We start from the raw sequence: 23038 nt of genomic DNA, 5'->3' as shown, positions 1-23038 counted from the left end.
GCATCGGTCCGGCATGCGCAGACAACAGGAATAGCCCATTGCAGCCCTTGATCGACACGCAGCTCTGGCTTGCGCATAAGCGCCGGGCGCTCATGCACCCCGTCGACGGCGCCGATTTCCTGATGCGGCGGGCGGCGGAGGACCTTGCCGACCGGCTGGGCGCGGTCGAGCGCAGGTTCGGCAAGGCGGCGGCGCTGTTTTGCCAGACGGCGGCCGCGACCAGGGTGCTCGCCTCCAGTGGCAAGGTGGCCGACATCGTTCGCGTGGAGACGGATGACGCCTTCCTTGCCGGCGAAACTGGCGTCGTCGCCCCGGCGGAAACCGTGCCGTTCGAAGCAGGAAGCCTCGATCTCGTCGTCTCGCTGCTGTCGCTGCAGGCGATGAACGACATCCCCGGCATGTTGGCGCAGATTCGGCGCGCGCTGAAGCCCGACGGGCTGTTCCTCGGCGCTTTGGCCGGAGCCGGCACACTTGCGGAGCTGCGCCAAAGCCTGCTGGCCGCCGAGACCGAGCTTTATGGTGGCGCGAGCCCTCGCGTCCTGCCGTTCACCGATGTGCGCGACGCCGGCGCGCTGCTGCAGCGTGCCGGCCTGGCGCTGCCGGTCGCCGACGTCGAGACGGTCACGGTGCGCTATGATTCGCTGTTCGGCCTTGCCGCCGATCTGCGCGCCATGGGCGAGACCAGCCCGCTTTTCGACCGCAGCCGGCGTCCGGCCACCAGACGGCTGTTCGCCCGCGCCGCCGAAATTTATGCCGAACGGTTTTCAGATCCGGACGGCCGCATCCGGGCGAGCTTTTCGATCGTGTGGATGTCCGGCTGGGCGCCTGACGCCTCACAGCAAAAGCCGCTTAAGCCTGGCTCGGCCAAAGTCTCGCTGAAGACGATCCTGGAGAATCCGGCGGGGCATTGAGCGGTCCGCGCCGGGCCTGACCGGCGCGGTCAGTGCTGGGCAAAGGCGTTGGCAAGTCTGCTGTTGTTGTCGGAGAACAGCCACTGGAGCGCATCGGCAGCCCTGCCAACGCCGCCGACGATTGCAAGCGACAGCACTGCGACGATCAGGCCATATTCTATGGCTGTGGCGCCCGTTTCATCCTGTAGGAATTGCTGCAGCAGGTTTTTCATGGTCGTCGATCCCTCTTGACGAGAACCATAGGGCCTACCTGTTAAGAAAGGTTAACGGCAAAAGCTTAACGGGGGGTGAAATAGCCACTTCTCGCGGAATTTATTAACCAATCAGCAGTCGCCGTGGCGGCTGCCATCGTTGCGGATCACGCAGATGGAACTTGGCAGCGGCTGCAGCACGCTGCGCCGCAGCGTGTAGGTGTTGCGGTGGCCGATCGAGCCGGTGCTGGTCATGTCGAGCCCCCCGGCCCAACTGTCGCCCACGCTCTGCGACCGCGTCTGGCTGTCGAGCAAAGGCGTCGCGATCAACGCTAGCGCCACCGCGGCCGACCCGAAAAGCAAGGTGATCCGCAAAATGCCCATGCCGGCATCGACGGCACGGAAGCTATGATCGGGCCGGATCGAGTCCCACTCTCTCTCGATGCTCATGGAATGGCTCCAAACAATCGGCATGCCGCCGCGCGGACGATTTTGCCTCAATCTTCCATGTCGAGATAAATCTTCCATTAACGCTGCATAAATCAGACGAGGCAACGACGGCTTGGAGCAATCTCAGGGAAAGTGTGCAGCGGTTTTCCGTCCGGAAACGGGAGCAATTCAAAAAACGCTGAATTGCTCTGACGATCACAAGAGATCGATGAGGAACTGGATCAGCGGCGCGTCCGCCGGCGGCATCGGGTAGTCGCGCATCTGGCGCGGCCTGACCCATTTCAGCCCCTGCCCTTCCTTCGGCTGCGCGATGCCTCGGAACCGACGGCAGACATAAAGCGGCATCAGCAAGTGGAAATCATCGTAGCTGTGGCTGGCGAAGGTGAGTGGCGCGAGGCAAGTGATCTCGGTCTCGATGCCGAGCTCCTCATGCAGCTCGCGCACCAGGCATTCCTCTGGCGTCTCGCCGGGCTCGACCTTGCCGCCCGGAAACTCCCAAAGGCCGGCAAGTTGCTTGCCCTCGGGGCGCTGCGCCAGAAGCACGCGCCGATCGGCGTCGACCAGCGCGCAGGCAGCGACGAGCAGCAGGCGCTTTCCGGCTGGCTTGATCTCGCTCATGCGCCCGGCGGCCGTCGATAGTGGTATCGGTAGACTTCCTCGAAGCCGAGCGATCGGTAGAGCGACAGCGCCGCAACATTGCCGGCCTCGACCTGTAGCCAGGCCTCGCGCGCGCTGCGCAGCCGCGCCCATTTCAGCGCCGACAGGATGAGGTTGCGGCCATGGCCCTTGTTGCGCGCCGACTTTTCGGTAGCGACCTCGAAAAGTCCGGCGAGGTCGCCGTCATGGACGCAGACCAGCGTCGCCAGCGCCTCGTTCCCGTCTTCGAGCGCAAACAGCCCCGCTTCCGGCTGGATGGCGCCGATGACCTCCGACAGGCCGGGCCGCAGCGAGACGTCCGAGTCGTTCGTCTTGATCGCCGCGCCGATGAAGCGGCTGATGTCCTTCAGCGGGATCTGGTCCATCGCGGTGTCGAGTTGCGCTTCCTTGAGCGGCAGCCGCATCACCAACGATTCGTCGAACCGGCTCCAGCCCGCCTCGTCGAGATGCTTCGACAGCACCTGCCCCGAAAGCGGCGACATGCGAAAGGTCAGCGGCCGGCCATAGGCGTCGAAGCGGCGGCTGGCGCGGCCGATGCGTTCGGCAACGTGCTGGGTGTCGCCCGGATCGAGCGGATTGACCGAGTTCAGGCGCTTGGCCGGATGGCCGGCCGTCAGCCGCACCACCCATGTCCCGTCGTAGTGGACGGCCGCCGCCGGCCAGGCGCGAAAACCCGCCGCCTCGTAGCGGCGCACGATCGCGAGCACGCTTGCCGGATGTCCGGACACCGGCGCCATCAACTCCGGTAGTCGCCATTGATGGCGACATATTCCTTGGTGAGGTCGCAGGTCCACACCGTCGCCTTGCCGCGGCCGATGCCGATGTCGGCCCGGATGCGGATATCGTCGCGCTTCATGTAGGCCGAGGTCGCTTCCTCGGAGTAGCCCGGATCGCGCTCGCCCTCATGCGCCAGCCGGTTGTCCCCGAACCAGATCGACAGGCGATCGCGGTCGGCCGGCTCGCCGGCCTTGCCGACGGCCATGACGACACGGCCCCAATTGGCGTCCTCGCCGGCAACCGCCGTCTTGACCAGCGGCGAATTGGCGATCGAAAGCGCGATGCGCTTGGCCGATCGGGCCGACTTGGCGCCGGTGACGGTGACCTCGACTTGCTTGCGCGCGCCCTCGCCGTCGCGCACCACTTGCAGCGCCAGCGACTTCAGCACCTTGCCGAGCGCGCGGCGGAAGGCACCGAGCCGCGCATCCTTCGGATCGCTGATCGCCTGAGCGCCGCGCTTGCCGGCTGCGCCTGTGGCAAAGATGAGCAGCGTGTCGCTGGTCGAGGTGTCGCTGTCGACGGTGACGGCGTTGAAGGTCTTGGCCGTGCCGCGCGACAGCAGATCCTGCAGCACCGGTGCTGCGATCGGCGCGTCGGTGGCGATGAAGGAGAGCATCGTCGCCATGTCGGGCGCGATCATGCCGGCGCCCTTGGCAATGCCGTTGATGGTCACGTCGGCGTCGCCGAGCTTCACCGTCTGGGTTGCCACCTTCGGATAGGTGTCCGTGGTCATTATGGCCTTGGCCGCCTCGGTCCACAGGTCCGGATTGCCGTCCTTCACCAGGCCGGCGAGCAGATGGCTGAATTTGTTGGTGTCGAGCGGCTCGCCGATGACCCCGGTCGAGGCCAGGAACACTTCGCTTGTCGAGCATCCGGCGGCCTTCGCCGCCGCCTCGCCCGTCAGCGCGGTCGATGCCTTGCCCTTCCTGCCTGTGAAGGCGTTGGCATTGCCGGAATTGACCACCAGCACACGCGCCTTGCCGGCGGGCAGGTTCTGGCGGCAGTAATCGACCGGCGCCGAAGGGCATTTCGACTTGGTGAAGACACCGGCGACGGCCGTGCCGGGATCGAAGACCATGGCAAGCAGATCGGTGCGATTCCGGTATTTGATCCCGGCCTCGGCGGTGGCGATGCGCACGCCCTCGATGACCGGCATCTTGGGGTATTTCTTCGGCGCAAGCGGCGAAATCGTTGCGGACATGGAGACCTCGGGCGGCGGAAATCGCAAAGGAAACGCCGGTTTGCCCGATAGAACGCGCTGGCGCAAGGCGTTTTCGCGCCTGTCGCGAGGTTCGCGAACCGCTGCTCCTGTGAACGAATCCGTCGGCGGCGATCCTTCGATTCAAAGTGAGGTCGATCACCGGCTGGCTGGGTTCAGGAACTCCCGAAAGATCTTCTGCACACCCGGGATCAATCCCCAAATCATGATAGCGACCATCAGCGGGGCGATCACCAGCGTGCGCTGCCAGATCTGCCAGTCCACCGTCAGCGGAAAGATCACGTACAGAATAGCGGTAATCAACGGATAAACGCCAAGCAGCACCAGAAGGGCAAAACGGGGCCGCGAGAACCGCGTGGTGGCACCGGTCGAAGGCATTGGTTTTCTCCTTATCGTTACGAAACGTTCCGTTATATAAAACGAACCGTTTCGTTTCGTCAAGAACACCTGTATGATCTCCGGTGAAATTCGTGGACTGAGGAAAAATGCAGATGAGCGAGGCCGCTGACGCCGCACGCAAATCGATCGGCGCCAGGCGCAACCCCGAAAGCGCCGAGGCCATCCTCGGCGCCGCCGAGGCGGTGCTGAGCGAGGCCGGCTATTCCGGCTTCTCGATCGAGGCCGTTGCACGGCGCGCGCGGGCGGGCAAGCCGACCATCTATCGCTGGTGGCCGAGCAAGGCCGCCTTGCTGCTCGACGTCTATCAGCGCCAGAAGCGTGTCGACACGCCCGATACCGAAAATCTCGAGGAAGACCTCGTCGGTTTTCTCAAAAACCTGTTTTCGCATTGGCGCGAGACGTCGTCCGGCAGCGTGTTCAAATCATTGATCGCCGAGGCGCAGTCGGACGAGACCGCAGCAGCGGCGCTTGCCGACTATGCCAGGGGACGCCGCGCGCAAACCGGCCAGATGGTCGAGCGCGCCAAGGCGCGCGGCGAGGTGGCGGCCGATGTCGACGCCGAGCTTGTGGCCGACCTAGTCGCCTCATTCGCCTGGACGCACCTGTTGACCAACCGTCTCGACGAAGACGAGGCGACAATCCGGACCGCGGTGCGTTATGTGGTGCGCGGCATAGCGCTCGCCTGAAATGCGAAAGGGCACCCGAAGGCGCCCTTTGCAAAACTCCCAGCCATGCCGATTACTTGCCGCTCTCCAGCGTGTTGACCGCGGCCTTCAGCTTCTCGTCCGGGATCTCGACCTTGGCGGCGCCGCGCAATTCCTTGACCATGGCGAAATACTTGTCTCGGATCACGGCCTGCTTGGCCTGGTCCTTGACGTCGTCGAAGGCCGGCGGCTGCTTGGCGCGCTTGTCCTCGAGCTTGATGACGTGCCAGCCGAACTGCGACTGCACCGGCTCCTTGCTGTACTTGCCGACATCCAGCGCGAACGCCGCCTTGTCGAACTCCGGCACCATCTGTCCGGGACCGAACCAGCCGAGGTCGCCGCCATTCGACTTACCGCTCGGGTCGCTGGTGTGCTCGTTGGCAAGCTTCTGGAAATCGGCGCCGCCGTCGAGCTGCTTGATGATCGCCTCGGCCTCTTCCTTCGTCTTCACGAGGATGTGACGGGCATGGACCTCATTGACCGGCGGCGTGTTGGCGATTTCCTGGTCGTAGCGGGCGCGGACGTCCGCATCCGTCACCTTGCCGACGACCTCCTTCTCGACCACCTCGCCGTGCAGGGCGCGCTGCTGCAGGAACGCCATGCGGCGCTGGAAATCGGCATCCTTGTCGAGGCCGCTGTCGACCGCCTTCTTGGCCATGACGCGGATCTCGATGGCCGCAGAAAGGGCGGCGGCGCGGCGCTGTTCCGGCGGCAGCTGCGCGAACTGCTGCGACAGCTCGCCTTCGGCCAGCGCAAGGTCGGCCTCGGTCAGCTTGTCGCCGTTGATGGTGGCGACCACGGCGTTCGGGTCGACCGGAGCGGCGGCGGGAGCCGCGGCTTCCGGCTGTGCGGGCTTGGTTTCCTGCGCCATCAGCGGCGACAGCGAAAGAGCCGAGAGCCCGAAGGCCAGGCCAAGGCTGGCGAGCGACGCGCGGCGGAACGACAGAGACATCAAGATAACTCCAATGGGGATTGCCAATAAGGATCGCTTGAGCGGAAAGGTTCCAGATCAGTCCGCCAGATCAGTCCGATTGTGGCGGAATTTGGCGCTGCCCATAGGGCTAACGCGGCGTTGACATCAGTTGAGCCCCCTCTTATCTGTCCAACGACTTGGCGTCCAGAACCGTTTTCCGGGCGCTTTTTGCGTTTGTCCGCATTCACGCGGATTTGATGGGCCCGCCAGGCGCCTGTCGCAAACGGCCAAAATTGCTATCGAAAGGACCATTGGATGGTCAGTCTCGGCGCTCTCGCGCGTAAGGTTTTCGGCTCTTCCAACGACCGCCGAGTCAAGTCGACCCGGCCCCGGGTCGAGGCCATCAACGCCATGGAAAACGAGATGCGGGCGCTCTCCAATGCCGAGCTTGCCGGCCGCACGGAAAAATTCCGCCAGGATCTCGCCAACGGCGCTTCGCTCGACGACCTGCTGATACCGGCCTTCGCCACGGTGCGCGAGGCGGCCCGCCGCGTTCTGGGCATGCGTCCTTTTGACGTGCAATTGATCGGCGGCATGGTGCTGCACAACGGCGGCATCGCCGAGATGCGCACCGGCGAGGGCAAGACGCTGGTCGCCACCTTGCCGGTCTATCTCAACGCGCTCGCCGGCAAGGGTGTGCATGTCGTCACCGTCAACGACTATCTTGCCACCCGCGACTCCGAATGGATGGGCCGCGTCTACAAGTTCCTCGGCCTCAGCGTCGGCGTCATCGTTCACGGCCTCTCCGACGAGGAGCGGCGCGTCGCCTATGCCGCCGACGTCACCTATGCCACCAACAACGAGCTCGGCTTCGACTATCTGCGCGACAACATGAAGTACGAGCGCGCGCAGATGGTGCAGCGCGGCCATTCCTACGCGATCGTCGACGAGGTCGATTCCATCCTGGTCGACGAAGCGCGCACGCCGCTGATCATTTCCGGTCCGCTCGAAGACCGCTCGGAAATGTACAACACCATCGACGCCTTCATGCTGAAGCTCGGGCCGGCCGACTACGAGGTCGACGAGAAGCAGAAGACCACGATCTTCACCGAGGACGGCACCGAGAAGCTGGAAAACATGCTGCGCGACGCCGGCCTCTTGAAGGGCGAGGCGCTCTACGACGTCGAGAACGTCGCCATCGTCCACCACGTCAATAATGCGCTGAAGGCGCACCTCCTGTTCCAGAAGGACAAGGACTACATCGTGAGCAACGGCGAGATCGTCATCATCGACGAGTTCACCGGCCGCATGATGCCCGGGCGCCGTTACTCGGAAGGCCTGCACCAGGCGCTCGAGGCCAAGGAGCATGTGGCGATCCAGCCTGAGAACCAGACGCTCGCCTCCGTCACCTTCCAGAACTATTTCCGTCTTTACAAGAAGCTCGCCGGCATGACCGGCACGGCGCTGACCGAGGCCGAGGAATTCGCCAACATCTACAATCTCGAAGTCACCGAGATCCCGACCAACCTGCCCGTCATCCGCAGGGACGAGGACGACGAGGTCTACCGGACCGTCGACGAGAAGTACAAGGCGATCGTCAAGGAGATCAAGGAGGCGCGCGACAAGGGCCAGCCGATCCTGGTCGGCACCACCTCGATCGAGAAGTCCGAGCAACTGGCCGAGCGCCTGCGCAAGGACGGCCTCAAGAATTTCGAGGTGCTGAACGCCCGCCATCACGAGCGCGAGGCGGCCATAGTCGCCCAGGCCGGCAAGCCCGGCGCCATCACCATCGCCACCAACATGGCCGGCCGCGGCACCGACATTCAGCTCGGCGGCAACGCCGAGATGCGCATCGCCGAGGAGCTTGGCGACATGCCTGAAGGGCCCGAGCGCGAGGCCAGGGAAAAGGAAGTCCGCGACGACGTCGCCCGCCTGAAGGAAAAGGCTCTCGCCGCCGGCGGCCTCTACGTGTTGGCCACCGAGCGCCATGAATCGCGCCGCATCGACAACCAGCTTAGAGGTCGTTCGGGAAGACAGGGCGACCCCGGCCGTTCGAAATTCTTCCTGTCGCTGCAAGACGATCTGATGCGCATCTTCGGCTCCGAGCGCATGGACGGCATGCTGCAGAAGCTCGGCCTCAAGGAAGACGAGGCGATCATCCACCCGTGGATCAACAAGGCGCTGGAAAAGGCGCAGAAGAAGGTTGAGGCGCGCAACTTCGACATCCGCAAGAACCTGTTGAAATATGACGACGTGTCGAACGACCAGCGCAAGGTCGTGTTCGAGCAGCGTATCGAGCTGATGGACGGCGAAGGCCTGTCGGAGACGATCACCGAGATGCGCGAGGGCGTCATAGAGGAAATCGTCACCAAGAACATCCCCGAAAACGCCTATGCCGAACAGTGGAACGTTGGCGGCCTGAAGGAGGAAGTGGCGCAGTACCTCAATCTCGACCTGCCGATCGAGGACTGGGTCAAGGAAGAGGGCATCGCCGAGGACGATATCCGCGAGCGCATCTCGGCCGCCGCCGAGGCCGCCGCCAAGGAACGCGCCGAGCGCTTCGGCCCCGACGTGATGAGCTATGTCGAGCGTTCGGTGGTGCTGCAGACGCTCGATCACCTGTGGCGCGAGCACATCGTCAACCTCGACCACCTGCGCTCGGTCGTCGGCTTCCGCGGCTATGCCCAGCGCGATCCGCTGCAGGAATACAAGGGCGAGGCCTTCGAGCTGTTCCAAGGCATGCTCGGCAATCTGCGGCAGGCCGTCACCGCGCAGCTGATGCGCGTCGAACTCGTTCGCCAGGCGGCCGAAGCGCCGCCGCCGGCAGCGCCCGACATGTTCGGCAGCCACATCGATGGCACCACCGGCGAGGACGACTTCCAGGGCGGCGAGACGGCGTTGCTGGTTCGCCAGGAATCCAATGCTGTCGTCGCGCCGGAGAATCGCGATCCCAAGAACCCGGCGACCTGGGGCAAGGTCGGCCGCAACGAGGCCTGCCCCTGCGGCTCCGGCAAGAAATACAAGCACTGCCACGGCGCCTTCGCCTGACGCCCTCTTCCTTCTCCCCGTTCACGGGGAGAAGGTGGCCCGCAGGGCCGGATGAGGGGCGGCGCCGGCGCTGGCGATTGTGCGAACGCCAAACGTCTCCAGGCCCTTCCCTACCCGAGAAGCCTCACAACAACCCCGACGCCGCCACTGTCGCCTCGCCGCGCGAGACGGCCTCGACCTTCTCCAGCACACCGCCGAGGCATGATGATCGACCGTCTTCGGCGAGATGGTGCGCGGAACACCGCTCGCTTCTGGCGACAGGCCTTCGGCCAGACCCGCATGCTTCCCACCCAACCGTTTCTTAATGTGTTTCGAATACACCGAAACCTTGGAAACAGGCGGAAAACGGAGAGTATTCGGGGTGCGCTTTTCCGCGGCGACGACTGCCGGGCAGTTTCTGCCGCAGCGCTGGGCGCTGCGCATGCGGCCGCTGCTTGGCCGTGTCGATGCCGTGCTGCTCACCGCCGACGAACGCGGCGAAGCCGGCCGCATGTCGCTGATCGCCTTTTCCATCCGCATCGTCAGCGCCGTCATCGCCTTCATCAGCCAGGTGCTGATGGCGCGCTGGATGGGCTCGTTCGAATACGGCATCTTCGTGCTGGTCTGGGTGACGATGGTGATCGTCGGCAATCTTGCCTGCCTCGGCTTCCACACCTCGGTCATCCGCTTCATTCCCGAATATCGCGAGCGCGGCATGCTGGCCGAGCTGCGCGGCATCGTGCTGGCGAGCCGGCTGTTCGTGCTGGTCGCCTCGACGCTGATCGCGGGGCTGGGCGCGCTCGGTGTCTGGCTCGCCTCGCCCTGGATCGAGAGCTACTATGTCGTTCCCTTCATCCTCGGCGTCATCTGCCTGCCGATGATTGCGATGGGCGATCTGCTGCAGGGGCTGGCGCGGGCGAATTCATGGGCGCTGTTCGCGCTGTCGCCTACCTATCTGGTGCGGCCGGTGCTGATCCTGGTGTTCATGGCGGCAATGCTCGCCATGCGCTACGTGCCCGATGCCAAGACCGCGATCTTCGCCTCGATCGCCGCCACCTATATCACGACGCTCGGCCAGCTGACGGGCGTCACCTCGCGCATGGACAAGAAGATCCCGGCCGGACCGATGATCGTGCATTTCGGCCAGTGGTTCCTCGTCTCGCTGCCGATCTTCCTGGTCGAGAGCTTCTTCTTCCTGCTCACCAATGCCGACGTGCTGATGGTCGGCGCCTATCTCGACCCCAATGACGTGGCGGTCTATTTCGCCACCGTGAAGACCCTGGCGCTGGTGCATTTCGTCTATTTCGCCGTCAAGGCGGGCGTTGCCCAGCGCTATGCGCAGTTCACCCATGGCGAGCCGGAAAGGCTCGCCGCCTTCGCCCGCGAGACCGTCTCCTGGACCTTCTGGCCCTCGCTGGCGATGGCGCTGCTGGTGCTGGCGCTCGGCGAGCCGATGCTGGTGCTGTTCGGCCCGGAGTTCACCGCCGGCTATCCGCTGCTTTTCCTGCTGGTCTTCGGCGTCGTCGCGCGCGGCGCCGTCGGCCCCTGCGAAAGCCTGCTAACCATGAGCGGCAACCAGAATATCTGCGCCGCCGTCTATGCCATGACACTTGCCCTGAACATCGGTCTCAACGTGGTCCTGATCCCGCTCTTCGGCCTCTGGGGCGCGGCGATCGCCACCAGCCTGGCGATGGTTTTTGAGGCCGGCGCGCTGTCCTTCACCGTCTGGCGCAAGCTCGGCATCGTCATGGCGATTTTCGTGCCAGCAAATAGGGAAATCGGCTGATGGCCGCCGTTCCGTTGCTCGAAGAGACCAGCGGCGGCCCGGCCGGCGCCATGATGTCGGGCCTTGCCGGCCTCGCCAGGGAGGCCGATCCCGCCCATATCGAGCTCTTCGCCAACAACCGGCCGGAGCGCAAGCTCGCGATCTATCCGGCCTCGGCCGGCTTCGACCTCGTCGAGGAGCTCGATTATCTCAGCGCCCGCACGATCGAGCCCAACGTCTTCTTCAACCCGCGCTTCCTGGCGCCCGCCATGCCGAGGCTCGAGGACCGCGAGGTGCGGCTGGCCGTGATCCGCGACGGCGACGAGTTCCGCAACCGGCTGCGGCTTCTGGTGCCGTTCTCGGTCGAGCGCCCGGCGATCCCGCTCGGCGTCCCGGTCATGCGCACGTGGTCGAGCCCGTTCGGCCCGCTCGGCACGCCGCTGGTCGACCGCGACGATCCGGTCGGCGTCATCGAGGATTTCTTCTCGATGCTGTCCAGGCCGCATCTCAAATTGCCGAAAGTGTTCGTGCTGCCCGACATGAAGCTGGACGGCCCGGTGGCGAGCCTGCTCACCTCCTTTGCCGACAGCCGCGGCCTGACTCTTGTCGTCACCGGCAAGGCCGAGCGCCCGGTGCTGGAAAGCGACGCCGACGGCGACGACTACCTCAAGGCATCGCTGCGCTCGCATCACTATCGCGAGTTCCGCCGCCTGAAGCGGCGGCTCGCCGACCTCGGCAAATTGGAGCATGTCGTGGCGCGCGGCCCGGACGACATCCGCCACGCCATCGAGAGCTTCCTGACGCTGGAGGCCGCCGGCTGGAAAGGCCGCGAACGCACGGCCATGGCGATCGACCGCTACCGCGCCGCTTTCGCCCGCGAGGCCGTGCACAGGCTCGCCGAGCACGACATGTGCCGCATCCATTCGCTGAGGCTCGACGGCCGCACCATCGCCTGCCTGGTGGTCTTCCTCGAGGCGGGTGTCGCCTATACCTGGAAGACGGCCTATGACGAGACGCTGTCCGCCTATTCGCCGGGCACGCTGCTGATGATCGAGGTGACGAAGCAGCATCTCGACGACCCCAACATCGTCATGACCGACTCCTGCGCGGTGCCTGACCATCCGGTGATGGGCCGCCTGTGGATGGAGCGCAAGCCGACGGGCACGCTGGTGGTCGGCCTGACGCCCGACGCCGACCGGCTGGCCCGCCAGGCGGCCTCGCAGCTGCATCTCTACCGCGAGACCCGCAATATGGCACGCATCCTGCGCAACCGCATGCGGAGCCTCTTGAAAAGGCGCTAGATGAAAGGCTGCACACCGGCTATGGCATCCGGCGGGCCGATCCGGTCCGCCTTCCTCGCAAAGCAATCCAGATGATCAGAACATTCCTGCGCCATGCCGGCCTGCCAATCGCGCTGCTTGCCCTGTTTCTCACCCTGCCGCCGACAAGCGCCTTCGCGGGCTCCTGCCCCGAGGATTGCTCCGAGCCTGCGCCGCCGCCCGTCAACATCTACAGCCACACTACCGCCGGCCATATGAGCCCGGCGACGGCAGATGCGTTGCCGCGCGTCTATGTGCCCAACCGCTCCTCGAACAGCGTTTCCGTCATCGATCCGGTGACTCTGAAGGAAGTCGACAGGTTTCCGGTCGGCAGCAAGCCGCAGCACGTCGTTCCTTCCTGGGACCTGAAGACGCTCTGGGTGGCCAACAACGGCACTGGCAAGAACGGTAGCCTGACGCCCATCGACCCGACGACCGCCAAGCCCGGCAAGCAGGTGCCGGTCGACGACCCCTACAACATGTATTTCATGCCGGACGGCAGCACCGCCATCATCGTCGACGAGGCCCTGAGGCAGCTCGACCTGCGCGATCCGCGGACCATGGCGTTGAAATCCATTATCCCGACGCCGACCTGCGCCGGCATCAACCATGCCGATTTTTCGGCCGACAACTCCTATGCGATCTTCACCTGCGAATATGGCGACGGCGGACTGGCCAAGATCGACCTGAAGAACCAGAAAGTGCTCGGCCATCTGGACTTCTCGAAGATGGGCATGCCGCAAGACATAAGGCTATCGCCCGACGGCAAGGTCTTCTACGTCGCCGACATGATGAATGGTGGCGTCTTCCTGGTCGACGGCGACAGCTTCAAGGAAATCGGCTTCATCTCGACGGGAATAGGCGCGCACGGCTTCGTCGTCAGCCGTGACGGCAAGCGGCTCTACGTCTCGAACCGCGGCTCGCACAAGATGGAACAGGGCAAGGCCAAGGGGCCGGGCAGCGTGACGGTGATCGACTTCGCCACGCGCTCGGTCGTCGCCCAATGGCCGATCCCGGACGGCGGCAGCCCCGACATGGGCAATGTCAGCGCCGACGGCAAGCAGCTATGGCTCTCCGGCCGCTTCGACAGCGAGGTCTACATGATCGACACGACCTCAGGAGCGGTGACGAAGACCCGCGTCGGTGCCGAGCCGCACGGCCTGACGGTGTGGCCGCAGCCAGGGCGGTATTCGCAGGGGCATACGGGGAATATGCGGTAGGGTGCTCCGAATGGCGTGCCACCCAAAGCTCGCAGAGCGAAGGGTGGTGCCCCTAGCCGGGATCGAACCAGCACTCCTTGCGGAACTCGATTTTGAGTCGAGCGCGTCTACCAATTCCGCCATAGGGGCTCAGGCCGGGAAGCCTGGATGGGCGCGGACTATACGAGTGGACGGGTTTTCGTCAACTGGCCTGTTGCCGATTTGCCTGCGCGGCCGGCGCCAGCGCCCCCGCCTTCGGTTTCGTGACGGCGCAGCCATTGTGCGGCGCGGAAAATCTTTCTAGACAAACGATGCGTTGAAGCGCCGTTCCTGCCCTCGAACGTTGGCTGCGGCGCTTTGGGTCCTTGTCTTCCTGCCTGTCGTTGCCCAAAACCGCTATGCCTCGGGCGGCACGCATTAGGAGAGCCGATGCTTCGCGGACTTTACGACTGGACCCTGTCGCTGGCGGCAAGGAAATCGGCCGAGTGGTGGCTGGCCTTCATCGCCTTCGTCGAAAGCTCCGTCTTCCTGGTGCCGGCCGACGTGCTTTATCTGCCGATGGCGCTGTCAAAACCCGAGCGCGCCTATCGCTACGCGCTGATCGCAACGGTCGCCTCGGTGCTCGGCGGCGTCGCCGGGTGGTTCATCGGCCACTATGCCTATGAGGCGGTCGCCAAGCCGATCCTCGAATTCTATGGCAAGTATGACGAGTTCGAGCAGCTGCGCATCTCATCCGGCGTCGGCTTCATCATCCTGATGCTCATCACCTCGGGCGCGGCGCATCTGCCGCCGATCAAGGTGGTGACGATCCTGTCCGGCGTCATCGGCGTCAACCTCTTGCTATTCATCGGGCTTGCGATCGTGGCGCGCGGCGGCCGTTTCCTGCTGCTTGCCTGGCTGCTGCGACGCTACGGCGAATCGATCAAGGAGTTCATCGAGAAACGCCTGGGTATGATCGTCAGCGCCGGCGCTGCTGCCCTTATTTTGCTCTATATCGCGGTCAGATACGCCCACGGATAACGGCCAAGCGAACGGATCAGGACCGATGACAGCGACCATGACTGCCGACACCGGACGCCAGCGGACGCGGGCCGCGCTGTTCCTTGCCGTCGCCATGGCCGCGACGGTCGGCTCGGCGCTTGCCTTCCAGTATATTGGCGGCTACATCCCCTGCCACCTCTGCCTGGAACAGCGCACGCCCTACTATATCGGCGCGCCGCTGATGCTGGTGGCGGCCGTCGCCTCGATGCTGCGCGCGCCGGCCTGGGTGACGCGCGGCCTGCTGGCGATCGGCGGCCTGTTGATGCTCTACGGCCTCTATCTCGGCGTCTACCATTCCGGCGTCGAATGGGCGTGGTGGCCGGGCCCGGCCGATTGCACGGCCGGCGCCGGCCCGGTCGACACCGGCGGCAAGGGCGTGCTCGATGCGCTAGACAAATTCGTGCCGCCCTCCTGCGACAAGGCCGCGCTTCGCATCCTCGGCCTGTCGCTTGCCGGCTGGAACGCCATCGCCAGCCTCATCCTGGCCGCCGTCGCCTTCCGCAGCGCGCTGTCGCGCGATTGAGCAGCCCGAAAGCGCCGACGCGAGATCGTTCAAAGAATTCGGCAGGCTGAGTCGGATGAAGTGATTTTCGCGAACCGGAGCGGAGCGTACTTAGGTACGTGAGCACCGGAAGCGCAGAAAGCTGCGTCGGGCGGCCAGCATGGCGGATTTGTGCCGAACTCTAAGGTTCCAGTTCGACATCCCAGTACAGATAATCCATCCAACTTTCATGCAGATGGTTGGGCGGGAACAGCCGGCCGTTGTTGTGCAGGTCGTGCACCGTGGGCTGGTAGGGTTTTTGCAGCGGCCACATCTTGGCCTGCGCCGGCATCATGCCGCCTTTCCTGAGATTGCAGGGCGAGCAGGCGGCGACGACATTCTCCCAGGTCGTCGCCCCGCCGCGATGGCGCGGGACGACATGGTCGAAGGTGAGGTCGTCGGTCGTGCCGCAATACTGGCACTGGAAGCGGTCGCGCAGGAAGACGTTGAAGCGGGTGAAGGCGGGATGCCGCGACGGCTTCACATAGGCCTTCAGGCTCACCACGCTCGGCAGCTTCATCGAGAAGGTCGGCGAGGAGACGGCGTGCTCGTATTCGGCGACGATATTGACCCGGTCGAGGAAAACAGCCTTGATGGCGTCCTGCCACGACCAGAGCGACAAGGGGTAATAGCTGAGCGGACGGTAATCCGCATTCAGCACCAGCGCGGGAAGCCCATCCGGAGATACGGCAACCGTCACGTTGTTGGCCTCCTTGGTCCAGCGGATGATCTCGAAAATCATTCGATTTTCGGAATCATGCGCAACTTCAAAAGTCCTACAGCGTTTTAGCATACCGACCGGATGCGTGGCGCTGTAGCCGAACGGCGCCGATACTGTAAGCCCGACATGACAGGGATGTGAAGCGGATTGTCGCTCGCCGAAACGCTCAAAAATGCATGATTTTCATACTTTTTTGGCGATCTCCGCAGGGGGCGCCGCGTCCCTGCCCTTCAATTCGCGATAGTAGGCCCAAAAAAGCCGCGACGCGACCCCTCGCCACGGGCTCCATGATTCGGCCAGCCGAATCAGCGTTTTCTCCGGCGGACGGGGGTCGATGCCGAGCGCATGGCCGACCGCGCTCTGCAGCGCGACGTCACGCGCGGGAAAGACGTCGGGATGGCCGGCGGCGAACAGCAGATAGCACTCCGCCGTCCAGGGGCCGATGCCCGGCACCGCCGTCATCGCCGCGATCGCCTCGCCGGCGTCGAGCGAGCAGAGATGGTCTAGGTCGAGCCCGCCGGCCACGGCTTGCGCGACCGCGAGCAGCCCGCGCTGCTTGGGCCGCGACAGGCCGGCTTCGCGGAAAATATCCTCACCGGCTGCGAGAATCCCCTCCGGCGTCAACGGATCGACCAGCCTGGTCAGCCGGCCGAAGATGGCATCCGCGCTGGCGCGGGAGACCTGCTGCGAGACGATTATGGACGCGAGGCTCCCGAAGCCCGGCACCGAGAGCCTCAGCGGCACCTCGCCCGCCATGCCGCGCACCTTCTCCAGGCGCGGATCGATCAGGCAGAGCGCGTCGAGCCCTGCCGCAATGTCGTCGAACGAGGCGATGCGTTGCACGTTTGCTTGTTCCCTAGGCGCCCGCGAAGTGGCAAGTGATGGCTAACTATCAACCGGCGGAAGCGCCTTTCAACCCGAATGCCGCCTGAGAGATGACGCTCCTGACATTCCGCTTCGCGCCGAGCCCCAATGGCGAATTGCATCTCGGCCATGCCTATTCTGCTCTGCTCAACCAGCAAATGGCGGCGCGCGCTGGCGGACGGCTGTTGCTGCGCATCGAGGATATCGACATCACGCGCTGTACGCCAGAATTCGAGGCCGGCATATTTCGCGACCTGAAATGGCTGGGGCTCGGCTGGGAAGAGCCTGTGCGGCGCCAGTCCGAGCATTTTTCCGAGTACAAGGCCGTTCTGGACCGGCTGATCGCCGAGGAGCTCGTCTATCCCGCCTTCATGAGCCGCGGCGAGATCCGCGCCTTCATCGCCGAGACCGGTAAACGTGGCCGCGACTGGCCGCGCGACCCCGACGGCGTGCCGCTCTACCCGCCTCTGGATAGGGCCTTGCCGATGAAGGAGCGCAAGCGGCGCATGGCCGAGAGCATGCCTTTCGCCTGGCGGCTCGACGTCGGCGCGGCCGTGGCGCGCGTTCCAGATGCCTTGTCATGGATCGAGTTTACCGATGAGACCATGGCGGCGACGCGCACAATCGAAGCGAACCCACAGGCCTGGGGCGACGTCATCGTGGCGCGCCGCGACATCCCGACCAGCTACCATCTCGCCGTGGTTGTCGACGATGCGCTGCAGGGCGTCAGCCATGTCGTGCGCGGTCAGGATCTTTACGCGGCCACCGGCGTGCAGCGCCTGTTGCAGGAATTGCTCGGCCTCCAGCCGCCGCGCTCCTTCCATCATCGACTGATCTTGGGGCCAGACGGCCGGAAATTGTCGAAGAGTCTCAAGGACACCGGCCTCGCCGCGCTGAGGCAGGCAGGCATGTCGCCGCAAGATGTCAGGCAGCTGCTTGGGCTTTAGCTCGGTTTCCAGTGTGTCGAGATTCAGGTCAGGCCGAGTCGAAAATGGCGGGCTCCGAGAACCGGAACGGAGCGTACTTAACGTACGTGAGTACCGGAAGCGCAGGAGCCTGGCATTTGCAGACCGGCATCACCTGAATATCGACACACTGGTTTGGTTACAGCCGGGCCAGGCCGGCCTTGATCAGCGCCATCACGCTGATGAGGACGAAGGCGCCGCTCAAACCCCATGCCACGGCAAGCTTGAGGTCCCTGAAGGTGATGCCGTGCTCGTTGGCGACCATCACCGCGACGAAGAAGCCCAGCGTGAACAGCAGCGTGTTGCCGGTCGAACCGAAACCGTCGTCCTTCATGATGGCGTCGAGCGCGGTGCCGAAGAAGAAACCGAACACGGCGACGGTCGCAACCGCGAACAGGAGCCAAGTCGTACCGAGATGCAAAAGCATGCCTCCCCATGGCGTGCCTTACCGCCATGCCCCTCTGGCACCGTTTGTTGAATTCGAATGAGCTTATGGATCAACCGTTTCGTTTTGCTTGCCGAATTGAACGGCATTAGAGCAATTGCCGTCATCAACGTTTCACCCGTAGCCAGGGCACTCCCTCCCAATGCACAGCATCAAGCGGTTCATCCCCGCCTCTTTCGTCGTCCTGTGGGCGACCGGCTTCATCGGCGCCCGCTATGCCATGCCGTGGGCGGAGCCCTTCACCTTCCTCGCCATCCGTTTCGTGCTGGCGGCGGTCCTGTTTGCGGGGCTGACCGTGCTCATCGGCGCGCGCCGAGCGACCCGCAAGGAGGCGCTTCACGCGACGGTGGCCGGCGTCCTCATGCACGGCGTCTATCTGGGCGGCGTGTTCTGGGCGATCCACCGGGGCATGCCGGCCGGATTTTCGGCGCTGATCGTCGGCCTGCAGCCGCTGATCACGGCGGTGCTTGCCGGCAAATTCCTCAGCGAGGCGATCCTGCCGCGCCATTGGGCGGGCCTCGCCGTCGGGCTTTTGGGCGTCGTGATCGTGCTTTGGCCGAAGCTCGGCACGATTGGCGGCGGCGTCACCGCGGCAACGCTGACGGCCTCGCTGGTCTCGGTGCTCGGCATGGCCGCTGGCACGATCTGGCAAAAGCGCTTCGCCTCCGGCGGCGACCTCGTCTCGGCGACGATGTGGCAATATGTCGGCGGCTCCGTCGTGACGATCCTCGGAGCGCTCGCTTTTGAGGCGCGCACCATGACCGTCAACGGCGAGCTTATCTTCGCACTCGCATGGCTGGTCCTGGTGCTGTCGGTCGGCGCCATCTTCCTGTTGATGGTGATGATCAGGGACGGCGAGATGTCGAAGGTCGCGTCGCTGTTCTATCTGGTGCCGGCCGTCACCGCCGTCATCGCCTGGGCCTTGTTCGGCGAGCAGCTCAATGCGCTGCAGATCGCCGGTATGGCGATCGCCACGCTGGGAGTTGGGCTCGCGACTGCCGTCAGGGCGGAGCTCAGCCGACGCGGGCGCGCGCCTCGAGATAACGGCTGATCGCGGCATTGAGCTCGCCGCCGAGGATGAAGATGGCCGAGATGATGTAGAGGAACACCACCGCGATCATGATCGAGGCCAGCCCCGCATAGGTCGTCACATAGGATGAGAAATGCTCGAGATAGGCGGCGAAGATGGTCGAGCCGGCAAGCCACGCGACCAGAGTGAAGACGATGCCGGGAATGATCGAGACGAAGCGGCGCTTGCCGGCTGGCAGCCAGATATGCACGGCGAACAGGCCAATGACGATGACCGTCGAGGCGATCACGTAACGCCATATCGTGATCGTGCCCATATAGGGCTTGATCCATTCCAGATGCGCTTCGGCCAGCCGCGCGAGCAGCGGCGCGAACACCAGGAGCACGCTGACGGCGAGAAAGCAGGCCGTCGCGATCAGCACGAAAATGATGCTCTGCACCCGGCGGTGGATGATGCCGCGCGTCTCCGTGACGCGATACGCGCGGTTGAGCGAGGTGCGCAGCGCCTCGATGCCGTTCGAGGCGAAATAGGCGGCAAGCAGCACGCCGTAGGTCAAAAGGTCGGTGCGCCGGACCGTGAGTACGTTCAGCACCTCGCGCGCGATCGGCTTGGCGATCTGCTCCGGCCAGGTGTCGAAGACCAGATGCACGGCCGTGTCGGCGAAGGCGCGCGCGCCGAGGAAGCTGGCCAGCGTCGTGGCGAAGATCAGGAACGGAAACAGCGCCATCAGCGAGGTGATCGCCAGATGGCTGGCCATGGCCCAGCCGTCGTCGGTGTTGAAATGGCCGATCGCATCGTAGAGCACGCGCTTGACGGCGACGATATTCCTGAGCAAGGACCCGCGCTCCGCTCGATTGTGTCGACGCCGCGAATATGGGAAGTGATTGCGGCAAATGGCAACCCCGGGTCACACAACGTTGCCCACCGCTGAACAGTTGCGCACCATCATCGTCACCGGCGCCTCTTCCGGCATAGGCGCCTATTGCGCGCGGGCATTGAAGGCGGAAGGCTGGCGCGTGCTCGCCACGGCGCGGAAAGCTGCCGACATCGCCGCTCTCGAGGCGGACGGCATCGAGGCCTTCTATCTCGACTATCGCGAGCCGGAGTCCATCGCCGCCCTGGTCGATGCCGTGCTGGAGCGCACGGGCGGCACGCTCGACGCGCTGTTCAACAATGGTGCCTACGCGCAGCCCGGCGCCGTCGAGGACCTGCCGGTGGAGGCGCTGCGCGAGCAGTTCGAGGCAAACTTCTTCGGCTGGCACGATCTGAGCCGCCGCGTCGTGCCGGTCATGCGACGCCAGGGTCACGGCCGCCTCGTCCATTGCTCCTCGATACTGGGCCTCGCCCCCGTCCGCTTTCGCGGCGCCTATTCGGCGTCGAAACATGCCGTCGAAGGCTTGATGCTGTGCATGCGCCAGGAACTCGGAGGCAGCGGCATCCATGTCTCGCTGATCGAGCCGGGGCCGGTGACCTCGAAGATCGCCAGCAACGGCCTGGCGTGGTTCCTGAAAAACATCGACATCGAAAACTCCGTCCACCGCGTCGACTACAAGGCGCAGCTTGCACGGCTGCAGGCCGGCGGCAGCGTCTCGCGGCTGAAGCCCGGGCCGGAAGTCGTCCATGTTGCCTTGCGCCACGCGCTTCTGTCACAGCGCCCGCGCCCGCACTATGTGGTAACGGTGCCGGCCAGAATCGGCGTGGTGCTCAAGCGCATCCTGCCGGCCTCGATGCTCTACCGCGTGCTCGCCAGGCGCGCCTGACCGAAACCCAACTGGAGCCCGCCCATGGCAACCGTCTTCAACATCCTCGCCATCGTCGTCATGGCCGGCGTCGTGATTGTGCTGATTCGCGGCCTCATCAACATGATGCGCGGCGGCTCCGGCTTCACCTCGAACAAGCTGATGCAGACCCGCGTGCTGCTGCAGTTCATAGCCTTGGTGCTGATCATGCTGACCGTCTATTTCACCCGCAAGTAACGGGCGGGGGAGGAGAGCGTGGTCAAGCTCAACAAGATCTACACCCGCACCGGCGACGACGGCACCACCGGTCTCGGCAGCGGCGCGCGGCGGCTGAAGTCCGATCTGCGTGTCGAAGCCTACGGCACGGTGGACGAGGCCAATGCCTGCATCGGCATGGCCCGCCTCCACACCGGGAAGGATCATCCGGCGATCGACGCCATGCTTTCCCGCATCCAGAACGACTTTTTCGACCTCGGCGCGGATCTTGCGGTGCCGGACGAGGGCAAGCCGCTCGACTACGAGCCGCTGCGCATCGTCGCCGCGCAGACCGAGCGCGTCGAAAAGGATATCGACCTGCTCAACAAGGATCTGCAGCCGCTGAGGTCCTTCGTGCTGAATGGCGGCACGCCGGCAGCGGCAGCCCTGCATCTGGCGCGCACGGTGGCACGGCGCGCCGAGCGCCTCATGGTGGCGCTGGCGCAGGACCCGGCCGAGCACGTCAACCGCGAGGCGCTGAAATACATCAACCGCGTCTCCGACTTCCTGTTCGTCGCCGCGCGAGCGGTCAATGACAACGGAAATGCCGACGTGCTATGGGTTCCCGGCAAGAACCGCTGACGATCGGGTAATGGCGGGAGGGTCCGATGTTTATCCCGCTCTACGACACCAACAGGCTGCGCCACATCCGCCTGCAATATGTGACGATCGGGCTGATCGCTGCGAATGCCCTGATCTATCTCGCGACCACGCTCGGCGGCGAGAACTTCACCAACGCCGCGGTGCTCGGCCTCGGCTTCATCCCCTCGGTCGTCCACGACAAGGTCGAGCTGTCGCCCGAATTCGTCGTCATTCCCGAAAGCCTCAGCTATCTCACCTATTCCTTCCTGCACGCCGACATCTTCCATCTCGGCGGCAACATGCTGTTCCTGTGGGTGTTCGGCGACAACGTCGAGGACGCGCTCGGCCATATCCGCTATCTGATCTTCTATCTGGCTTGCGCGGTCGCCGGCGCCTTCTTTCAAGGGTTGGTGGCCTGGGATTCGCAGGTGCCGCTGATCGGCGCCTCCGGCGCCATCGCCGGCGTCGTTGCCGCCTACCTGATCCTCTATCCGAGGGTTAAGGTGTGGGTATTGGCCTTCGCCCGCATCCCGCTCCGTATCCCCGCCTTCATCCCGCTCATCCTCTGGATCCTGTTCCAGATCGTGATGTTTGCCGCGGGCGGCGAGGACCAGGTTTCCTGGGCCTGCCATATCGGCGGCATCATCGCCGGCGCCGTTCTGGTTCTGGTGCTGCGCAGCCGCGGCGTGCCGCTGCTTGCCGGCGCCGACGGCGAGCCTGATCCCACACCGGATGTCCAGCAGGTGCCCGTTCCGACCGAACCTGCCGCGGACAATGCGACGGCGGCGCAGCCGGCGCCGCAATGGGGTCGCGGAGCCTCTTCGCCGCAGGACTGAACCGATTTGAGTGCGTCTTGGTATGTCTTGGTATATTGACGCGCCGGATTGCCGCCACTACGGAAACGCCACCACACTGGACGGATATTCCGTCCGGGGATGTCGGCTTTCGACAACTCTGACAAGGCGCACACTGCTATAGCGCGCCCGACTATCTCAGGAGAGGTGACAGGAAAATGAAGATCCTTGTGCCCGTGAAGCGGGTTGTGGATGCGAACGTCAAGGTCCGGGTCAAGGCCGACGGACTGGGCGTGGAGCTTGCCAACGTCAAGATGGCGATGAACCCGTTCGACGAGATCGCAGTCGAGGAAGCGCTCCGGATCAAGGAAGCCGGCAAGGCCGAAGAGATCATCGTCGTGTCGATCGGCCCGCAGCAGGCGCAGGAGACGCTGCGCACCGCGCTCGCCATGGGCGCCGACCGCGCGATCCTGGTCAAGACCGACGAGCAGACCGAGCCGCTGGGTGTCGCCAAGGTGCTGAAGGGCGTC

The 23038-nt window shown here is 64.5% G+C and carries 26 protein-coding genes and 1 tRNA gene; 15 read left to right on the top strand and 12 right to left on the bottom strand.

Features of this window, described 5'->3' with window-relative positions; genetic code table 11:
- Positions 1 to 38: 38 nt before the first annotated feature.
- Positions 39 to 911, top strand: a complete 873-nt coding sequence (locus EH240_RS16750; protein ID WP_125000068.1) for a methyltransferase domain-containing protein — start codon at positions 39 to 41, stop codon at positions 909 to 911.
- 29 nt (positions 912 to 940) lie between these two features.
- On the opposite strand, the gene EH240_RS16745 is transcribed toward EH240_RS16750, so the two are convergent.
- The 6 genes from EH240_RS16745 to EH240_RS16720 all read right to left on the bottom strand — a co-directional run bounded on the left by EH240_RS16745 (position 941) and on the right by EH240_RS16720 (position 4583).
- A complete protein-coding gene (locus tag EH240_RS16745) occupies positions 941 to 1123 on the bottom strand; it encodes a Flp family type IVb pilin (protein WP_125000066.1) in 183 nt (60 codons plus the stop codon).
- Positions 1124 to 1234: 111 nt separating this feature from the next.
- Positions 1235 to 1552 (bottom strand): hypothetical protein, encoded by a 318-nt coding sequence (locus EH240_RS16740; protein ID WP_125000064.1) that lies wholly within the window; start codon positions 1550 to 1552, stop codon positions 1235 to 1237.
- A gap of 195 nt (positions 1553 to 1747) precedes the next feature.
- Complete coding sequence (locus tag EH240_RS16735) at positions 1748 to 2170, bottom strand: (deoxy)nucleoside triphosphate pyrophosphohydrolase (RefSeq protein ID WP_125000062.1); 423 nt, start codon at positions 2168 to 2170, stop codon at positions 1748 to 1750.
- Complete coding sequence (locus EH240_RS16730; RefSeq protein ID WP_206075277.1) at positions 2167 to 2946, bottom strand: GNAT family N-acetyltransferase; 780 nt, start codon at positions 2944 to 2946, stop codon at positions 2167 to 2169. The genes EH240_RS16735 and EH240_RS16730 overlap by 4 nt, the downstream gene beginning before the upstream one ends.
- Positions 2946 to 4187 (bottom strand): bifunctional glutamate N-acetyltransferase/amino-acid acetyltransferase ArgJ, encoded by a 1242-nt coding sequence (argJ, locus tag EH240_RS16725; protein WP_125000060.1) that lies wholly within the window; start codon positions 4185 to 4187, stop codon positions 2946 to 2948. Before argJ ends, EH240_RS16730 begins: the two co-directional genes overlap by 1 nt.
- A gap of 156 nt (positions 4188 to 4343) precedes the next feature.
- A complete protein-coding gene (locus tag EH240_RS16720) occupies positions 4344 to 4583 on the bottom strand; it encodes a putative antibiotic biosynthesis monooxygenase (RefSeq protein WP_125000058.1) in 240 nt (79 codons plus the stop codon).
- A gap of 113 nt (positions 4584 to 4696) precedes the next feature.
- Here EH240_RS16720 and EH240_RS16715 point away from each other — a divergent pair, with 113 nt between their 5' ends.
- Positions 4697 to 5290 (top strand): TetR/AcrR family transcriptional regulator, encoded by a 594-nt coding sequence (locus EH240_RS16715; RefSeq protein WP_125000056.1) that lies wholly within the window; start codon positions 4697 to 4699, stop codon positions 5288 to 5290.
- Between the two features lie 52 nt (positions 5291 to 5342).
- Here the strand turns inward: EH240_RS16715 and EH240_RS16710 are convergent, their stop codons facing one another.
- A complete protein-coding gene (locus tag EH240_RS16710; RefSeq protein ID WP_125000054.1) occupies positions 5343 to 6260 on the bottom strand; it encodes a peptidylprolyl isomerase in 918 nt (305 codons plus the stop codon).
- 276 nt (positions 6261 to 6536) lie between these two features.
- Here EH240_RS16710 and secA point away from each other — a divergent pair, with 276 nt between their 5' ends.
- The 4 genes from secA (at position 6537) to EH240_RS16690 (ending at position 13552) form a co-directional block, all read left to right on the top strand.
- Positions 6537 to 9269, top strand: coding sequence for a preprotein translocase subunit SecA (gene secA / locus EH240_RS16705; protein ID WP_125000052.1), 2733 nt, complete (start codon positions 6537 to 6539; stop codon positions 9267 to 9269).
- 361 nt (positions 9270 to 9630) lie between these two features.
- Positions 9631 to 11034 carry a lipopolysaccharide biosynthesis protein gene (locus tag EH240_RS16700; protein ID WP_125000050.1) on the top strand — a complete coding sequence of 468 codons (1404 nt, stop codon included), beginning with the start codon at positions 9631 to 9633 and terminating at the stop codon, positions 11032 to 11034.
- Positions 11034 to 12314 carry a GNAT family N-acetyltransferase gene (locus EH240_RS16695; RefSeq protein WP_125000048.1) on the top strand — a complete coding sequence of 427 codons (1281 nt, stop codon included), beginning with the start codon at positions 11034 to 11036 and terminating at the stop codon, positions 12312 to 12314. The genes EH240_RS16700 and EH240_RS16695 overlap by 1 nt, the downstream gene beginning before the upstream one ends.
- Positions 12315 to 12385: 71 nt before the next feature.
- Positions 12386 to 13552 carry a YncE family protein gene (locus tag EH240_RS16690; protein ID WP_125000046.1) on the top strand — a complete coding sequence of 389 codons (1167 nt, stop codon included), beginning with the start codon at positions 12386 to 12388 and terminating at the stop codon, positions 13550 to 13552.
- A gap of 44 nt (positions 13553 to 13596) precedes the next feature.
- Here EH240_RS16690 and EH240_RS16685 read toward each other — a convergent pair.
- A tRNA-Leu gene (locus EH240_RS16685) sits at positions 13597 to 13681 on the bottom strand.
- 279 nt (positions 13682 to 13960) lie between these two features.
- Here EH240_RS16685 and EH240_RS16680 point away from each other — a divergent pair.
- Complete coding sequence (locus EH240_RS16680) at positions 13961 to 14551, top strand: YqaA family protein (protein ID WP_125000044.1); 591 nt, start codon at positions 13961 to 13963, stop codon at positions 14549 to 14551.
- A gap of 25 nt (positions 14552 to 14576) precedes the next feature.
- Positions 14577 to 15095, top strand: a complete 519-nt coding sequence (locus EH240_RS16675; protein ID WP_125000042.1) for a disulfide bond formation protein B — start codon at positions 14577 to 14579, stop codon at positions 15093 to 15095.
- Positions 15096 to 15255: 160 nt separating this feature from the next.
- Here EH240_RS16675 and EH240_RS16670 read toward each other — a convergent pair whose 3' ends face one another.
- On the bottom strand, positions 15256 to 15813 hold the full coding sequence (locus EH240_RS16670; protein ID WP_125000194.1) for an HNH endonuclease: 558 nt from the start codon (positions 15811 to 15813) through the stop codon (positions 15256 to 15258).
- Between the two features lie 204 nt (positions 15814 to 16017).
- Positions 16018 to 16677, bottom strand: coding sequence for a DNA-3-methyladenine glycosylase family protein (locus EH240_RS16665; protein WP_125000040.1), 660 nt, complete (start codon positions 16675 to 16677; stop codon positions 16018 to 16020).
- A gap of 92 nt (positions 16678 to 16769) precedes the next feature.
- Between EH240_RS16665 and gluQRS the strand changes: the two genes are divergently transcribed.
- Entirely contained in the window at positions 16770 to 17645 is an 876-nt protein-coding gene (gene gluQRS / locus EH240_RS16660) for a tRNA glutamyl-Q(34) synthetase GluQRS (protein WP_125000039.1), read from the top strand.
- 157 nt (positions 17646 to 17802) lie between these two features.
- Here the strand turns inward: gluQRS and EH240_RS16655 are convergent, their stop codons facing one another.
- Positions 17803 to 18090 carry a hypothetical protein gene (locus EH240_RS16655; protein WP_125000037.1) on the bottom strand — a complete coding sequence of 96 codons (288 nt, stop codon included), beginning with the start codon at positions 18088 to 18090 and terminating at the stop codon, positions 17803 to 17805.
- A 160-nt stretch (positions 18091 to 18250) separates the two neighbouring features.
- Here EH240_RS16655 and EH240_RS16650 point away from each other — a divergent pair, with 160 nt between their 5' ends.
- Positions 18251 to 19159, top strand: coding sequence for a DMT family transporter (locus tag EH240_RS16650; protein ID WP_125000035.1), 909 nt, complete (start codon positions 18251 to 18253; stop codon positions 19157 to 19159).
- On the opposite strand, the gene EH240_RS16645 is transcribed toward EH240_RS16650, so the two are convergent.
- Positions 19122 to 19973 (bottom strand): YihY/virulence factor BrkB family protein, encoded by an 852-nt coding sequence (locus EH240_RS16645; protein WP_125000033.1) that lies wholly within the window; start codon positions 19971 to 19973, stop codon positions 19122 to 19124. The genes EH240_RS16650 and EH240_RS16645 overlap by 38 nt on opposite strands.
- Before the next feature lie 58 nt (positions 19974 to 20031).
- Here EH240_RS16645 and EH240_RS16640 point away from each other — a divergent pair, with 58 nt between their 5' ends.
- The 5 genes from EH240_RS16640 to EH240_RS16620 form a co-directional block, all read left to right on the top strand.
- Positions 20032 to 20898 carry an SDR family oxidoreductase gene (locus EH240_RS16640; protein ID WP_125000031.1) on the top strand — a complete coding sequence of 289 codons (867 nt, stop codon included), beginning with the start codon at positions 20032 to 20034 and terminating at the stop codon, positions 20896 to 20898.
- A 24-nt stretch (positions 20899 to 20922) separates the two neighbouring features.
- A complete protein-coding gene (locus EH240_RS16635; protein WP_125000029.1) occupies positions 20923 to 21114 on the top strand; it encodes a twin transmembrane helix small protein in 192 nt (63 codons plus the stop codon).
- A gap of 18 nt (positions 21115 to 21132) precedes the next feature.
- Positions 21133 to 21714 (top strand): cob(I)yrinic acid a,c-diamide adenosyltransferase, encoded by a 582-nt coding sequence (locus tag EH240_RS16630; RefSeq protein WP_125000027.1) that lies wholly within the window; start codon positions 21133 to 21135, stop codon positions 21712 to 21714.
- A gap of 26 nt (positions 21715 to 21740) precedes the next feature.
- A complete protein-coding gene (locus tag EH240_RS16625) occupies positions 21741 to 22550 on the top strand; it encodes a rhomboid family intramembrane serine protease (protein ID WP_125000025.1) in 810 nt (269 codons plus the stop codon).
- A gap of 176 nt (positions 22551 to 22726) precedes the next feature.
- Positions 22727 to 23038 (top strand): electron transfer flavoprotein subunit beta/FixA family protein (locus EH240_RS16620; protein WP_425374806.1); only part of this gene is annotated, 312 nt, incomplete at its 3' end.

The sequence above is a fragment of the Mesorhizobium tamadayense genome (assembly GCF_003863365.1).
Classification (GTDB): Bacteria; Pseudomonadota; Alphaproteobacteria; order Rhizobiales; family Rhizobiaceae; genus Mesorhizobium; species Mesorhizobium tamadayense.
Note: the sequence above shows the minus strand (reverse complement) of the source record. Positions and strands in the feature narration are given on the sequence as shown.

Coding starts and splice junctions, on each gene's coding strand:
- EH240_RS16745 (WP_125000066.1), bottom strand. CDS start 1,123: ATGAAAAACCTGCTGCAGCAATTCCTACAGGATGAAACGGGCGCCACA.
- EH240_RS16740 (WP_125000064.1), bottom strand. CDS start 1,552: ATGAGCATCGAGAGAGAGTGGGACTCGATCCGGCCCGATCATAGCTTC.
- EH240_RS16735 (WP_125000062.1), bottom strand. CDS start 2,170: ATGAGCGAGATCAAGCCAGCCGGAAAGCGCCTGCTGCTCGTCGCTGCC.
- EH240_RS16730 (WP_206075277.1), bottom strand. CDS start 2,946: ATGGCGCCGGTGTCCGGACATCCGGCAAGCGTGCTCGCGATCGTGCGC.
- argJ (WP_125000060.1), bottom strand. CDS start 4,187: ATGTCCGCAACGATTTCGCCGCTTGCGCCGAAGAAATACCCCAAGATG.
- EH240_RS16720 (WP_125000058.1), bottom strand. CDS start 4,583: ATGCCTTCGACCGGTGCCACCACGCGGTTCTCGCGGCCCCGTTTTGCC.
- EH240_RS16715 (WP_125000056.1), top strand. CDS start 4,697: ATGAGCGAGGCCGCTGACGCCGCACGCAAATCGATCGGCGCCAGGCGC.
- EH240_RS16710 (WP_125000054.1), bottom strand. CDS start 6,260: ATGTCTCTGTCGTTCCGCCGCGCGTCGCTCGCCAGCCTTGGCCTGGCC.
- secA (WP_125000052.1), top strand. CDS start 6,537: ATGGTCAGTCTCGGCGCTCTCGCGCGTAAGGTTTTCGGCTCTTCCAAC.
- EH240_RS16695 (WP_125000048.1), top strand. CDS start 11,034: ATGGCCGCCGTTCCGTTGCTCGAAGAGACCAGCGGCGGCCCGGCCGGC.
- EH240_RS16690 (WP_125000046.1), top strand. CDS start 12,386: ATGATCAGAACATTCCTGCGCCATGCCGGCCTGCCAATCGCGCTGCTT.
- EH240_RS16680 (WP_125000044.1), top strand. CDS start 13,961: ATGCTTCGCGGACTTTACGACTGGACCCTGTCGCTGGCGGCAAGGAAA.
- EH240_RS16675 (WP_125000042.1), top strand. CDS start 14,577: ATGACAGCGACCATGACTGCCGACACCGGACGCCAGCGGACGCGGGCC.
- gluQRS (WP_125000039.1), top strand. CDS start 16,770: ATGACGCTCCTGACATTCCGCTTCGCGCCGAGCCCCAATGGCGAATTG.
- EH240_RS16655 (WP_125000037.1), bottom strand. CDS start 18,090: ATGCTTTTGCATCTCGGTACGACTTGGCTCCTGTTCGCGGTTGCGACC.
- EH240_RS16650 (WP_125000035.1), top strand. CDS start 18,251: ATGCACAGCATCAAGCGGTTCATCCCCGCCTCTTTCGTCGTCCTGTGG.
- EH240_RS16640 (WP_125000031.1), top strand. CDS start 20,032: ATGGCAACCCCGGGTCACACAACGTTGCCCACCGCTGAACAGTTGCGC.
- EH240_RS16635 (WP_125000029.1), top strand. CDS start 20,923: ATGGCAACCGTCTTCAACATCCTCGCCATCGTCGTCATGGCCGGCGTC.
- EH240_RS16625 (WP_125000025.1), top strand. CDS start 21,741: ATGTTTATCCCGCTCTACGACACCAACAGGCTGCGCCACATCCGCCTG.